Source organism: Streptomyces sp. 2323.1, from assembly GCF_900221035.1.
Lineage (GTDB): Bacteria > Actinomycetota > Actinomycetes > Streptomycetales > Streptomycetaceae > Streptomyces > Streptomyces sioyaensis.
Genome location: NZ_LT907981.1, coordinates 5,447,784 through 5,461,930, shown reverse-complemented (window position 1 = coordinate 5,461,930; position 14,147 = coordinate 5,447,784). Strand labels below are relative to the sequence as shown.

At 72.7% G+C, this 14,147-nt stretch carries 8 protein-coding genes and 1 tRNA gene; 1 reads left to right on the top strand and 8 read right to left on the bottom strand.

All coding sequences use genetic code 11. The features are described 5' to 3' along the window. Positions 1-80 precede the first annotated feature (80 nt). The 8 genes from CPH93_RS23435 to CPH93_RS23400 form a co-directional block, all read right to left on the bottom strand. On the bottom strand, positions 81-881 hold the full coding sequence (locus CPH93_RS23435; protein WP_096213989.1) for an arylamine N-acetyltransferase family protein: 801 nt from the start codon (positions 879-881) through the stop codon (positions 81-83). Next, complete coding sequence (locus CPH93_RS23430) at positions 881-3,646, bottom strand: ComEC/Rec2 family competence protein (RefSeq protein ID WP_443031472.1); 2,766 nt, start codon at positions 3,644-3,646, stop codon at positions 881-883. The genes CPH93_RS23435 and CPH93_RS23430 overlap by 1 nt, the downstream gene beginning before the upstream one ends. 260 nt (positions 3,647-3,906) lie before the next feature. Then, entirely contained in the window at positions 3,907-4,656 is a 750-nt protein-coding gene (locus tag CPH93_RS23425) for a helix-hairpin-helix domain-containing protein (protein WP_331716951.1), read from the bottom strand. Positions 4,657-5,077: 421 nt separating this feature from the next. Next, positions 5,078-5,923 carry a DegV family protein gene (locus CPH93_RS23420; RefSeq protein ID WP_096213988.1) on the bottom strand — a complete coding sequence of 282 codons (846 nt, stop codon included), beginning with the start codon at positions 5,921-5,923 and terminating at the stop codon, positions 5,078-5,080. A gap of 149 nt (positions 5,924-6,072) precedes the next feature. Next, a complete protein-coding gene (locus CPH93_RS23415) occupies positions 6,073-6,864 on the bottom strand; it encodes a hypothetical protein (RefSeq protein WP_096213987.1) in 792 nt (263 codons plus the stop codon). Between the two features lie 172 nt (positions 6,865-7,036). Continuing rightward, positions 7,037-9,934 (bottom strand): leucine--tRNA ligase, encoded by a 2,898-nt coding sequence (locus CPH93_RS23410; protein WP_096213986.1) that lies wholly within the window; start codon positions 9,932-9,934, stop codon positions 7,037-7,039. A 312-nt stretch (positions 9,935-10,246) separates the two neighbouring features. Continuing rightward, positions 10,247-12,205, bottom strand: coding sequence for a S53 family peptidase (locus CPH93_RS23405; RefSeq protein ID WP_096213985.1), 1,959 nt, complete (start codon positions 12,203-12,205; stop codon positions 10,247-10,249). Between the two features lie 361 nt (positions 12,206-12,566). Further along, positions 12,567-12,639: transfer RNA gene (locus tag CPH93_RS23400), tRNA-Ala, on the bottom strand. Positions 12,640-12,791: 152 nt separating this feature from the next. On the opposite strand from CPH93_RS23400, the gene CPH93_RS23395 reads away from it, so the two are divergent. Beyond that, entirely contained in the window at positions 12,792-14,105 is a 1,314-nt protein-coding gene (locus tag CPH93_RS23395; protein ID WP_096213984.1) for a glycosyltransferase 87 family protein, read from the top strand. The last annotated feature ends 42 nt before the right edge of the window (positions 14,106-14,147 follow it).

The following is a 14,147-nucleotide window of genomic DNA, read 5'->3' as shown; positions in this document are numbered from 1 at the left end:
CATCCGGAGCCGGGTGTGAGGGTGGCGCGCGGCGGGCGGGTGCCCGGTAGCGCGTGAGTCCTGGGGCCTGACGACGGGCGTCAGGCCTCGGTGCCAGGCCCGGAAGTCCGCACCCCACCGACCACGGGCTCGCGCTCCAGCACCACCCCGAAGTGCTCGCGGTAGGCGGCGAGGACCTCGCCCTCGTCCACCTGGCGCTCCTCGCGTACGCCGTCCGCCCCGGTGATCACGAGCGTACGGCCGGAGAGCGTGACGCGCCCGGTCTCCGCCAGCCGGGAGCACACCAGGGACTGGGTGAAGTGCGACCGGGGCGAGGTCCGGTTCCACCAGGAGCCCACCTCGAAGTCCTCCAACGCACGCGGGCGTTGCTCGATGCGGTACTGCGGGGAGCCGTCCCTGAGCACATCGAGGTCCCCCTCCGCCGTCTCCTCGATCCGGAACACCCCGCCCGGGTCACTCTGCTCGGCACGGCTGTCCCAGCGGAGCGGGAAGTGGCTGTGCCTGCCGAAGCCGATGTCGGCGAGCCACGGCCCGTCCGGCGTCGAGACGCGCAGGACGAGGTGGTCATACGGGATCCCGGGCCCATCGGGGCCGAACACGCGGGCGGACAGCATCTCGACCTCGTAGCCGAGTGCGCGCAGCAGCATGGCGAAGGCGCCGTTGAGCTCGTAACAGAAGCCACCGCGCCGGGCTCCGACGATCTTGTCCAGCAGCGGCTGTTCCGCGAGCACGATCTCCTCGCCGAGGTGGAGGGAGAGGTTCTCGAAGGGGACGGTGCGCAGGTGGCGGAGGTGCAGCGCACGCAGCGCGTTGGCATCGGGGGACGCGGGGCGGGCGGCCCCTATCCGGTCGAGGTAGGCATCGGCGGCAGCGGTGTCCATCAGGTGTCTGTCCTCTCCGGAGCACACCAGCGGCGGGCCCGTCCTGTTGCGGCGGACTTCCCTGACTGTCCGAGCCTACGCGGCCTGGCCCGGCGCCCACCGGCCGGACCGGCACGGCGTCTCCGGGCACAGGCTGGGCTCACGCGGGGTCTCCGGGCATGAGCCGGGTCCACACCAGTTCTCCGGGCGCCAGCCGGGCTCGCACGGGGTCTCCGGGCATGAGCCGGGCCCGCGCGGCTTATTCGGTCCCCGGCCGGCCCCGCGCCGCTTCTCCGGCCAATGGCCTGCGACACCAGGGACCGGTGGCCGCTCACTGCCGCGGACAGCCTGGCCGTGGTACCCAGGATCGCGAGGGCTCCATCCGTGTCCGTACGCAGCACCCGTACGCCCTGGGCGCGCAACGCCGCGAGGGTGCCGGCGGCCGGATGGCCGTACGGGTTGCCGGCGCCGCAGGAGATCAGTGCCAGACGGGGTGCCAACCGGCGTATCAACAGCGGGTCCTGATGGGCGGAGCCGTGGTGCGCCACCTTCAGGACATCGACCGCGCCCAGCTCCGGATGGGCCGCCCACAGCGCTCGTTGTGCGGGTGGTTCGAGGTCGCCGAGGAGCAGGATGGTCAGCCCTCGGGTATGGACGAGCAGGGTGACGCTGGCGTCGTTCGGGCCGTCGAGGGCTGCGGAACCGCTGCGGCCATCGAGGCCGGCCGCCTGGCTGTCGGGGCCACCGGGACTGCTGGGGCCGGGGAGGTCAGGGGGAACGGGTGGCCACAGGACCTCCCAGCTGAGCGGCCCCAGGTGGCGCCGCTCCCCCGCTGCGGCACGGACGATCGGGACCCCGGCCGCGGCAGCCGTAGTACGCACGAACTGCGCCTGGCCGGGCGGATCTTCCAGAGTCGTGGTCTCGATCGCGCCGACCGAGCGGCCGCGGAGCGCCCCCGGGAGCCCGTCCACATGGTCTGCGTGAAAGTGCGTCAGGACGAGCAAGGGGATGCGGCGGATGCCCAGGTCCGTGAGACAGCGGTCGATGGCATGGGGCTCCGGTCCGGTGTCCACCACCAGCGCCGTTCCGTCCCCGGCCGCCAGCACGAGACCGTCGCCCTGCCCCACGTCGCAGACCACCGCCCGCCAGCCGGGCGGCGGCCAGCCGGTGATGACGCGGGTGAACGGAGCCGGGCGACAGACCGCCAGGAGCACCGCCAGCGCACACACCGCGCACAGCCAGGGACGGCGCAGCAACCGGCGGCCCACCGGTACCAGGACCACCAGCACGACCGCCAGCATCAGCCCACCGGCCCAGCCACCCGGCCACTCGAACTCCGCTCCCGGCAACGCCGCGCCCGTACGGGCCACCCCGGCGATCCACCCGGCGGGCCAGCCCGCGCACCACGCCAGCGCCCGGGCGACCGGCAACGCGACGGGGGCGGCGGCGAGCGCGGCGAAACCCAGCACCGTCGCAGGGCCCACGGCGAGTTCGGCCAGCAGATTGCAGGGCACGGCCACCAGCCCCACCCGCGCCGCCAGCACGGCGACCACGGGTGCGCAGACCGCCTGGGCGGCGGCCGCGGCGGCGATCACCTCGGCGATCCGGGGCGGCACCCGGCGCCGTTGCAGTGCGGCGCTCCAGCGCGGTGCGAGCAGCAGCAGCGCGCCGGTCGCCAGAACGGACAGCAGAAAGCCGTAGCTGCGGGCGAGCCAGGGGTCGTAGAGCACCAGCAGCAGGACCGCGGCGGCGAGCGCGGGCAGGAGTGAGCGGCGGCGGCCGGTGCCGATCGCGAGCAGTGTGATCAGCCCGCAGGCGGCGGCCCGCAGCACGCTCGGATCCGGCCGGCACACCACGACGAAGGCCAGGGCCAGCGCGCCTCCGACAACTGCCGTGCCGCGCAACGACAGCCCCAGGCGCGGCGCCAGCCCGCGGCGCTCGGCGCGCGTCGCGAGGTGGGTCGGCCCGATCAGCAGGGCGAGCACAATCGTCAGATTGCTGCCCGAAACGGCGAGCAGATGCGTCAGATCGGTGGCGCGGAAGGCGTCGTCGAGATCCGGCGGCACGCGCGAGGTGTCCCCCACGACGAGCCCGGGCAACAGCGCACGGGCCTCAGGACGCAGCCCGTCGGAGGCCTCGCGCAAGCCCGCCCGCAGGCTTCCCGCCAGCCGCCCCAGGACAGTCGGCGCACCGACCTTGACCGGCGGAGCATCAGCGGTGACCCGCAGCACGGCCGCAGCCTGATCGGCCGGGGACAGCGACGGCGCGGCGCGTGCCACCACCCGGATACGGGTCGAGGGCAGCAGCCCACGCCATGCCGACCAGAGGCCCTCGCGGGCCGCGTCGCGGCGTGCCGTGCCCGGCTCGTGTACGGCGCGGGCCGCTGCCGGCCCTGAGGTGGCGTCCGAGCCCCCTCCGCGCTGCTGTACGACCACCAGGGCCGGCGTGCGGACCGCGGTGACCTTGCCGTTCGGCGCCGTGACGCGCACGGCCTCGGCCGTGAACACCAGTACCGGGGGCGTCCGTTGGGAGCCCCGCACCTTGGGGCGGGTCAGTCGAGGATCGCCGGTCACCTCCAGCTCGACCGTGACCTGCGCAAACTGCTTCGCCAGGGCCGGCAGCGGCCCGCGCCGTACATCCGATGCGTGCAACGCCGCGGACGCGGCCCCCGCCCCGGCGCACAACAGCACCGCGGCCAGGGCGACCAGCGTCCCCGCCGGCCGAACGCCGCAAGAGCGGGCACGGGGCGCCGTCGTTCCTCGCCCGCCCGTGTCGGCCCGCGGCATGCCGTCCCCGTCCTCGGCCCCTGTGCCACGCCCCGCCCCGTACCGCACCACGGCCACCCACCACACGCCCACCGCGAGCAGCACGGCCACGCCGACGGCCACCGCCACTCCCCCGCCGGGAACGCCCAGGCTGATCGCCGCAGCCGCCCAGACCGCCAGCGCGGGCGCGACAAGCCGCAGATCGACCGGGCCTTCTTGATGCGGGTCCGAGGAACCGTGCCGCGATACCGCCCGGGCATGCACGGTGGCGCGCGCACCGGTCACGGCTCCACCAAGGGGCGCAGATCGGCGAACCGGCGATCACCGATGCCGGTCACCTGACGGAGCTGTTCCACCGAGGTGAATCCGCCGTGCTGGGTGCGGAATTCGATGATGTGGCGAGCCAGTACGGGTCCCACTCCGGGGAGGGAGTCGAGCTGCTGCTCGGTCGCCGAGCCCAGACTGACCGGACCGCCTGGACCACCTCCGCCTGCGCCGCCTCCGGCACTCGGTAACCCACTGCCCGAGCCCCCGGCCCCCGCGTCGGCGGGACCGGACCCGCCACCGGCGCCGGCCCCGCCACCAGGCGCACCCACCACGATCTGCTCGCCATCGGTCAGCCGACGGGCCCGGTTGAGCCCACGGATGCTCGCCCCGCGCAGCACTCCGCCCGCGGCCTGCAGCGCGTCCATCACCCGCGACCCCGGCGGCATCCGGCGAATTCCGGGATGCCTGACCTTGCCCGTCACATCGACGACCAGCTGCCGCCCCGCCTCCCCCGGCGGCCCATTCGCCACCGCAGCGGCGGACGAGGACGAGGACGAGGACGGCAGCGACGACGAGCGCGAGGCGGGGCCGGGTGCGCTCGCGGACCGGTCGGCCGCCGGGGCCCGGACCTGCTCGGGGCGTCCGGTCCAGAAGTGCTGCACGGCGAATCCCACGGCCACCACCAGCACCAGGACCAGGGCGGCGAGCGCCTTCGGGTCGGTGCCGCACCGTAACTGCACCCAGAGCGGGAGCCGTTCGCGCACGGCAAGCCACACCCGCTCACGGCGGCGAGCGTCCGGCGGACCGTGCTCCGGGGGCGGCGGCCCGGCCCCGGAGCCCACCCCCGCGTCACCGAAGATCGCCGCAGCCCGAGCCCGCACCCGCTCGCGTTCCCCCGCACGCCGGTCCGCCGTACCTGATGCCCGCGAAGCACCGGAGCCCTCCGGAAGAACCGCCGCAGGGAACGAAGTCGAAGAGACCGAAGAGGCCAACGACGCCGACGAAGCAGACAAGGACGACGAGAACGAACGTGCCGACGAATCCGCAGGCCACATGGAATGAGACGAGTTCATACCGACCGACGCTAAGCACCCCGCGCGAATCTCGCCGAGGTGCCGCACATCCGGTGGACAGCGCCCCAGTTGTGGATAACTTCGTCACCCACGGGGCATTCCGCCGCCCCTCTCAGCGCGGCGACACCACAGCCCCCAGCAGCCCCGGTCCCGTATGCGCGCCGATCACCGCGCCGACCTCGCTCACATGCAGCTCATGGAGCCCGGGCACCCGCTCCCGCAGCCGCTGGGCCAGCGCGTCCGCGCGCTCCGCCGCGGCGAGATGGTGCACCGCGATATCCACCTGGCCCTCGCCCGCGCGCTCCGCGGCGATCTCCTCCAGCCGGGCGATGGCCTTGGAAGCCGTACGGACCTTCTCCAGCAGTTCGATCCGCCCGTCGGCCAGTTGGAGGAGCGGTTTGACGGCAAGTGCGGAGCCGAGCAGCGCCTGGGTCGCGCCGATCCGGCCGCCGCGGCGCAGATAGTCGAGGGTATCGACGTAGAAGTAGGCGGAGGTGCCGGCGGCGCGCTTCTGCGCGGCGGCCACCGCGTCGTCCGCGTCCCCGCCGGCCTCCGCCGTCTCCGCGGCGGCGAGGGCGCAGAAGCCGAGGGCCATCGCGACCATCCCGGTGTCCACGACATGGACCGGTACCGGCGCCTCCTTGGCCGCGAGCACCGCCGCGTCATAGGTGCCGGAGAATTCGGAGGAGAGGTGGAGCGAGACGATGGCGTCCGCGCCGGCAGCCGCGACCGTGCGGTAGGTCTCCGCGAACATCGTGGGGCTGGGCCGCGAGGTCGTCACGGGCCGGCGCTTCTGGAGTGCCTCCGCGACGGATCTCGCGGAGATCTCGGTGCCCTCTTCCAGGGCCTGGTCCCCCAGGACGACGGTCAGCGGCACGGCCGTGATGTGGTGGCGTTCGAGAGCCGTCCGCGGCAAGTAGGCCGTGGAATCGGTGACGATCGCGACATGGCGGGACATGAATGGGAGGTTATCCGGGGATCCGGACGGCGCACAGTGCGGGCCCCTCCCCAAGATCTTCCAGGTTTCCCCAAAGCTCTGCCAAGAGCCCCCCGCCCCGCCCCCTCCCTCCCCCTCCACCGCTTGTCACATGCCTGTCGTCTGACGCCTCATGTCGGTGTGCCCTCCGTCCGGGGGGCCTTCTGCCACGGGTAGGTCGGCTGGGTGCGGGGGTCCCGGGTGGTGAGGGCCGGCGGGTCCTCGGGGGTCGGGCGCCGGGAGCCGCCGCTGCCGGCCGCACCCGCCCGTGCGGGTCCGTCCGCCGACGGCCCGCGCCCGGCTCCCTGCGGCCGTCCTGCCGGCCCGGGGCGTCCGCGTACGGGCTCCCCCAGCGGGTCCGCGGCGCCGGTCTCCTCGGCCCGGGTCCAGTGCCGCAGCGCTCCCGATTCGACATCGATCTGGTCGCTGAGCGACGCCAGGTCGTCGTCGGCGAATTTGCGTGCGCGGTCCCGCGCGGCCCAGCGCAGCGATTCCGCGGAGTGCGTGATCCGCTCCGTGCGCTCGCGGAGCTCCGGAAGGCGGGCGGCAATGGTGGCCCGGTCGGGCTCACGTTCGAGCCGCTTGAGTTCGTCGTCGAGCTCATGGCCATGGGCGCTCAGCCGCTCGAAGAGGCCGATCGCCTCGCCGAGGGAGGCATCGTCCGCCGAGCCGGAGTGCAGCACGTCCTGGGTGGCGCGCATGGAGGTGCGCAGCGAGAGCCGCAGCTGGGCGAGCTCCCCGACCACGCCGGGCTGGGCGAGCTGCCGGGCGCGGAGGCCGGTGTCCTCGACGGTTCTGCGGGCCTGGGCGACCGTACGGTCCACGCCGCGCTTGGCCGCCTGCACGGCCTTGACCGCTACGAACACCCCGGCCACGACGAACAGCACAAAGAGCAGCCCCAGGATGGCGACGACAGCTTCCATGGGCTCTCCCCAGACGTATCGGCGACGCCGGCCGTGCCCGCGTCCTCTACCTCCACGGTAAACGGCTCGGGCAGGTCACGGGTTCCTGACGAACCCCCAACCTGCCCGTAGGGGAAACCCCTATGGTCGCCGCTGTCGGGTGCCCGGAGCGGCCCCGGGCACCCGCCGGCGACTACGCCGGGACGATGTTCACCAGCTTCGGTGCCCGGACGATGACCTTCCGGATGCCCGCGCCGTTCAGCGCCGCGACGACGGCCGGCTCCGCCAGGGCCGTCGCCTCCAGGTCCGCGTCGGAGATCGACGGGGCGACCTCCAAGCGGGCCTTGACCTTGCCCTTGATCTGGACGACGCAGGTCACGGTCTCGTCGACGACGTACGCCGGGTCGGCCACCGGGAAGTCCGCGTGCACCACGGTGCCGGTGTGGCCCAGCTTGCGCCACAGCTCCTCGGCGATGTGCGGCGCCAGCGGGGCGATCAGCAGCACCAGCTGCTCCGCGACCGTGCGCGGGATCGGTCCGCCCGTCTTGGTCAGGTGGTTGTTCAGCTCAGTCACCTTGGCGATGGCGGTGTTGAAGCGCAGGTTCGCCATGTCCTGGGTGACGCCGTCGATCGCCTTGTGCAGGGCACGCAGCGTGGCCTCGTCCGGCTCGGCGTCGACGACGGTGACCTCACCGGTCGCCTCGTCGACGACATTGCGCCACAGGCGCTGCAGCAGGCGGTACTGGCCGACGACGGCCCGGGTGTCCCACGGCCGCGAGACGTCCAGCGGGCCCATCGCCATCTCGTACAGGCGCAGGGTGTCCGCGCCGTACTCGGCGCAGATCTCGTCGGGAGTGACGGCGTTCTTCAGGGACTTGCCCATCTTGCCCAGGACGCGGCTGACCTTCTCGCCCTGGTAGTAGTAGCCGCCGTCGCGCTCCTCGACCTCGGCGGCCGGGACGGCGATACCGCGGCTGTCCCGGTAGACGAAGGCCTGGATCATGCCCTGGTTGTACAGCTTGTGGAAGGGCTCCGAGGACGCGACATGGCCCAGGTCGTGCAGCACCTTGGACCAGAAGCGGGCGTACAGCAGGTGCAGCACGGCGTGCTCCGCGCCGCCCACGTACAGGTCGACGCCGCCGGCCGGCTGGCCCTCGCGCGGTCCCATCCAGTACTGCTCGATGTCCGGGGCGACCAGCGCTTCGGTGTTGCGGGGGTCCAGGTAGCGCATCTCGTACCAGCACGAACCCGCCCAGTTGGGCATGGTGTTGGTCTCGCGGCGGTAGCGCTTGATGCCGTTGCCGTCGCCCAGGTCCAGGTCGACATGGACCCAGTCCTCGTTGCGGGACAGCGGGGTCTCCGGCTGGGTGTCGGCGTCGTCCGGGTCGAAGGTGCGCGGGGAGTAGTCCTCGACCTCGGGCAGCTCCAGCGGCAGCATCGAGGCGGGCAGGGCGTGTGCGACGCCGTCCTCGTCGTAGACGATCGGGAAGGGCTCGCCCCAGTACCGCTGGCGGCTGAACAGCCAGTCGCGCAGCCGGAAGTTGACCGTGCCCTCGCCGATGCCCTGGGCGGCCAGCCACTCGGTGATCTTCGCCTTGGCCTCGGTCACGCCCAGGCCGTCCAGCGAGATGTCCGCGCCGGCCGAGTTGATGATCTTCGCCGCGTACGAGTCGAAGGCGTCGTCCCAGGTCGAGGGGTCGGTGCCACGGTCGTCCGACGGCTCGACGACGCAGCGCATCGGCAGCTCGAAGGCGCGGGCGAAAGCGAAATCACGGCTGTCGTGCGCGGGCACGGCCATGATCGCGCCGGTGCCGTAGCCCATCAGGACGTAGTCGGCGATGAAGACCGGGACCTGCTCGCCGCTGACCGGGTTGGTCGCGAAGACACCGGTGAAGACGCCGGTCTTGTCCTTGGCCTCGGCCTGCCGCTCGACGTCCGACTTGGCGGCGGCCTGCTTGCGGTAGGCGGCGACGGCGTCGGCCGGGGTGGCGTGGCCGCCGGTCCAGACGTCGTGGGTGCCCTCGGGCCAGGCGTCGGGGACGATCGAGCCCGCGCCGTTGCCGTTCCCGGCGCCGGCGATCAGCGGGTGCTCGGGCGCCAGCACCATGTACGTCGCGCCGAACAGGGTGTCCTGGCGGGTGGTGAAGACGGTGATCGTCTCCTCACCCACGGGGAAGTCGACCCGGGCGCCCTCGGAGCGGCCGATCCAGTTGCGCTGCTGCAGCTTGATGGCATCCGGCCAGTCCAGCGCGTCCAGGTCGTTCAGCAGCCGGTCCGCATAAGCGGTGATGCGCATGTTCCACTGGCGCAGCTTGGCCTTGAAGACGGGGTAGTTGCCGCGCTCGGAGCGGCCCTCGGCGGTGACCTCCTCATTGGCCAGCACCGTGCCCAGGCCGGGACACCAGTTGACCGGCGCGTCCGAGGCGTACGCCAGGCGGTACTCGCCCAGGATGTTGGCGCGCTCCAGGGCGCTCAGCGCGCTCCAGGCCCGGCCGTCGGGAGTGCGGCGCGTGCCGGCCTCGAACTGGGCGACCAGGGTGTCGATCGGGCGGGCGGCGTCCGCCTCCGGGTCGTACCAGGAGTTGAAGATCTGCAGGAAGATCCACTGGGTCCACTTGTAGTACCCCGGGTCGATCGTCTCGACCGAACGGCGCTGGTCGTGACCCAGGCCCAGGCGGCGCAGCTGACGCCGCATGTTCACGATGTTGGCCTCGGTGGAGACCCGCGGGTGGGTGCCGGTCTGCACCGCGTACTGCTCGGCGGGCAGCCCGAAGGCGTCGAAGCCCAGGGTGTGCAGGACGTTGTGGCCCGTCATGCGCTGGTGGCGGGCGTAGACGTCGGTGGCGATGAACCCCAGGGGGTGGCCGACGTGCAGGCCGGCACCCGACGGGTAGGGGAACATGTCCATGATGAATCGCTTGGGGCGGCCCACCACCTCGGCGTCGCCGGCCAGCTCGCCGCTGGGGTTCGGGGCCTCGTAGGTCCCGTGCTCCTCCCAGTAGGCCTGCCAGCGTGCCTCGATGTCGGCGGCCAGCGCGGCCGTATAGCGGTGCGGCGCTGCCACCTCGGCAGCGGTGGTCGTCTCGCTCATCGTCCTCAAAGCTCCATCGATCGTCTCTGCCTGCGGAAACGCGCCAGATCTCCGGCACGCCGGAAACAAAAAGGCCCCTCGCACAGGAGGGGACGCCGCGCCGATTCCGACGGGATCTGCGATCCGTCGGTACTGATCAGCGCGGCCCGCTAAGCAGAAGGCGTACGGCACGCATGGCGTCAGGGTACCGCAGGGCGTACGGGGCCCGCGCTGAGGTTGTCCCCAGCGCGGGCCCCGCCCCCGGTACCCCGTACTCCTACCGCCGTGGCACCGGGCACGCGCGGTGCGGGGAGGCGGTGCCGCGCCCCGGCGTCAGGGGCGGTAGGAGCTCACATAGCCGGCGCCCGGCGAGCCCACGCCGGTGACGTCGTCGTAGCCGACGCCCGCGTGCAGGGAGCTGTCCTTGCCCAGGCTGCGCAGCGAGGTCGTGGTGCCCTTGCTGCTGTCGACGCCGTTGACGTAGTCGACGCGGACGACGGCCAGGTCACGGCCGGCACCCAGCGGGTGGTCGGTGACGTCGTGGTACGCGGGGGTGCCGTAGCGCTGGTAGATGGCGGGGTTGGCGAAGCCGATGGCGACGCCGTGCCGGGCCTGCTGGGCCAGCGCCTGGACACCGGCGATCACCGGCGCGGCCAGCGAGGTGCCGCCGATGCGGTACTCGTCGTAGCCGAGCTTCCCGTCGGGCAGCGTCTGGGTCTGGCCGACCAGGAAGCCGGTGTTGGGGTCGGCGACCGCGGCGATGTCCGGGATGGTACGCATCGCGCCGCCGCCGTTCGCCTTCGCGAGCCCGTCCGGGACGACTCCGCGCTGGTAGAAGGGCTGCGCCACGCTCTTGCTGGTGCCGCCGCCGGCGCCGCCGTTGAAGGTGCCGGGGAAGCCGGTCCAGTCGTTGCCGTCCTTGGACAGCAGCGCCTTCTGGGTGCCCCAGCCGGTCTCCCACTGGTACGCGTCGTGCTTGCCGACGGCCAGGGAGGTACCGCCGACCGCGGTCACCCAGGGGGAGTTCGCCGGGCTGTCGACCTGCTTGACGCCGGTCTTGGCGACCTCGTCACCGTCGTCGCCGGAGGAGAAGTAGAAGCCGATGCCCTGCACCGCGCCCTGCTGGAAGAGCTGGTCGTAGGCGGCCGCCGCATCCGGGGTCTCGTTCGCCTCCAGGTCGCCCCAGGAGTTGGAGACCATGTCGGCGAGGTGACCGTCGACGACCTTGCCGAGCGAGTCGATCAGGTCGTCGTCCATGCAGGAGGCCCCGCCGACGTAGACGATGTCGGCGTCGGGGGCGACCGCGTGGACGGCCTCGACGTCGAGGGTCTCCTCGCCGTACCAGCCGGCCGCGCCGCACTCCTCGATGTGCGAGTAGTCCTTGGGCAGCACCTGGGAGAGCTGGCCGCGGCGGTAACGGGGGTCGCCGTTGCGGGCGGCGTACTTGTCCGCGTCCTGGGCGATGGTCGGCGCGGCGTAGGCGTCGGTGATCGCGACGGTGACGCCCTTGCCGGTCCACTTCTTCGCGCCGTAGGCGGCGCGCAGCTGGGTACCGGTGTAGCCCTTGATCGCGTACGGTGCCTTGCTCCCGTAGGCGGACGGCAGCTTCTTGTCCGTCTTGGAGCCGTAGTACGAGGAGAACGGGCCGGAGTTGCGGAAGACGCCTTCCGGCGGCGGCAGTTCGCTGGAGTGGTGCTTGGCGAGCCGCGGCGCGTTGTCCAGACCGGTGACCGTCAGGACCGCGTCGGCGAGCGAGGCGGGCGCGGAGGCGGTGGTGGACGGCGCGTGGTAAGTGTGGCCGCTCTTGCGGTAATTGTGCAGGTCGGTGGCGAAGGCGCGCTCGGCCGCGGCGGCGTCGCCCTTGACCGTCAGATAGCGCTGCGTGGTGCCGGTGACCGCCAGGCCGGACTTTTTCAGCCAGTCGGTCACCTTGGCTATCTGGTCGTGCGTGGCGCCGTAACGGGAGCGGACCTGGGCGGGGCTCAGGTACTTCCCGTACGCGGCGGAGCGCGGGTCGGACACGGCCCGGGCGTAGGCGGCGAGCCCCTTCGCGTCGCGGCCGGCCAGGTAGACGCGGGCGGTGACGGCCGCGGACGACGCGGTGGCACCCTGGTCGGCCTGCGCGGTGGCCCACAGCGGCTTGGTGCCCTGCAGTGCGTGCCGACCGCCGTCGTGGCCCGCGGCATCGGCGGCCGGCGCGCCGAGCGCGAGCGCGCCGGCGACCAGCGGCAGCGTCGCTGCCCAGGCCAGACCGGCGCGGGCGCGCAGTGATCTGGTGCGGCTTGATCTCATGTAACCCCCTGCTGTGGCGATGCGGTGCGCTGCGGGGTGCCGCGCTGCGCCGGGGCGCCAGAGGCGCGGCACCGCATGCGCGATGAATGCGTCGGATGTGACGCTCACGCGATTCGCCACTCTTTCGGTGAACCGTTCATGTCAGGGGCATGCGAACACCAAGAAGAGACCAAGGAATGGCAAGGTCTGGTCAGAAATGAGCACAGAGCGAACGATCAACTCGTCATAACGGACGCGGGGTTGACCGGATGTCAGCGCAACCCCGGGGGAACGGCGCCCGGGTGCGGGCCTCCAGGCCACCCGGAACGGACCCGCACAACGAAGCAGGCCATCCGCATCGGATGACCTGCTTCGCTCTCTGTGGAGCTAAGGAGAATTGAACTCCTGACCTCCTGCATGCCATGCAGGCGCTCTACCAACTGAGCTATAGCCCCGTATTCTGTTCCCGCCCGGTTCCCCGCTGCGGCATCGCCTACATTACACGGACCTCCCCGCCTTCTGCCAAATCGTTCCGACCGGGGCCTCGGGAGCGGCGCGCGGTACTCTCAGCAGGCAGTGTCCGATTCGTCCTGGGGGGCCGTACGCCGTGACCGCGCTGGAGCTGCAACAGCCCACCGACCCCGGCGGCACACACCCCGGCACGGGCCTCCTCCGCCGGCACCCGACCCTGGTGGCGGCCCTCGCCTGCCTGGCCTCGTTCACGGCCTTCTGGACCGCGCAGCGCCTCGCGCACGTGACGATGATCGACCTCATGGTCTACCGCGCCGAGGGCTTCACTGTCCGCAACGGCGGGTCCCTCTACGACATGGCGGCGACCTCGGCGCATCTGCCCAACACCTACCCGCCCTTCGCGGCGCTGCTGTTCACCCCGCTCACCGTCCTGGACGTCCCGGCGATGCGCACCCTCGCCACCGCCGGCAACCTCCTGCTGCTCGTCGCCGTCGTCCACCTCTCGCTGCGGCTCACCGGCTGGCCGCGGCAGCTGCCCCGGCCCGCCGCGGCGCTCGCGGTCTCCGCCCTGCTGGTGTGGTGCGAGCCGGTGTGGACGACGCTGCGCTACGGCCAGATCAACCTCCTGCTCACCGCGCTGGTGCTGTGGGACCTGACCCGCAAGGACACCCACCGTCTCGCGGGCGTCGGCATCGGCCTCGCGGCCGGGCTCAAGCTGACCCCGGCGCTGTTCGCGGTGCTCCTCGCGCTGGCCGGTGCCGTCCGTGCCGGGCAGCTGCTCCGCTCCGGGGCGGGGCCGCGCGCCGCCTGGAACCCCTGGCTGCGGCAGGCCGCCGTCGCCACCGCCACCTTCCTGGCCACGGTGCTGCTCTCCGCGCTCGTGCTGCCACGCGACGCGCACCGCTTCTGGACCGAGATCGTCTTCGCCACCGACCGGGTCGGCGAGGTGGAGATCACCGCGAACCAGTCGCTGCGCGGCGCGCTCGCCCGGCTGCTGCACACCCACGACCCCGGCACCGCCTGGGTGGTGGCCGCCGGCCTGGCCGCGGCCGGCGGCCTGGCGCTGGCGGCCGGGGCGCTGCTGCGCGGGGAGCGCGCCTGGGCGGCCGTGGCCTGCGCCGCGACCGCCCTCCTGATCAGCCCGATCTCCTGGTCCCATCACTGGGTGTGGTGCGTGCCGATGCTGGTGCTGCTCGGCTCCGAGGCGCTGCACCGGACCGGCACCGCGGCCCGCCGCCGGTGGGCAGCGACCGCCGCACTGGGCCTGATGTTCTGCTCGTTCGCGCTGTGGTGGGTGCCGCACCGCTGGCACCACCACCAGGAACTGCACCAGAACGGCGCCCAGATGCTGCTCTCCGGCGTCTATCCGGTCGCCGGCCTGGCCGTGCTGACGCTGGCCGGGCTCCGGCTGTGGCGGACGACGCGGCGCGGTCCCGCGCTGCGCGACTGAACGGTCACCGGCTCCCCGCCGTTCACGGCAAGGGCGGCCGGA

Excerpts from the sequence above, each read along its gene's own strand:
- CPH93_RS23430 (WP_443031472.1), bottom strand. The coding sequence starts at position 3,646 with ATGCCGCGGGCCGACACGGGCGGGCGAGGAACGACGGCGCCCCGTGCC.
- CPH93_RS23410 (WP_096213986.1), bottom strand. The coding sequence starts at position 9,934 with ATGAGCGAGACGACCACCGCTGCCGAGGTGGCAGCGCCGCACCGCTAT.
- CPH93_RS23435 (WP_096213989.1), bottom strand. The coding sequence starts at position 881 with ATGGACACCGCTGCCGCCGATGCCTACCTCGACCGGATAGGGGCCGCC.
- CPH93_RS23405 (WP_096213985.1), bottom strand. The coding sequence starts at position 12,205 with ATGAGATCAAGCCGCACCAGATCACTGCGCGCCCGCGCCGGTCTGGCC.
- CPH93_RS23415 (WP_096213987.1), bottom strand. The coding sequence starts at position 6,864 with ATGGAAGCTGTCGTCGCCATCCTGGGGCTGCTCTTTGTGCTGTTCGTC.
- CPH93_RS23420 (WP_096213988.1), bottom strand. The coding sequence starts at position 5,923 with ATGTCCCGCCATGTCGCGATCGTCACCGATTCCACGGCCTACTTGCCG.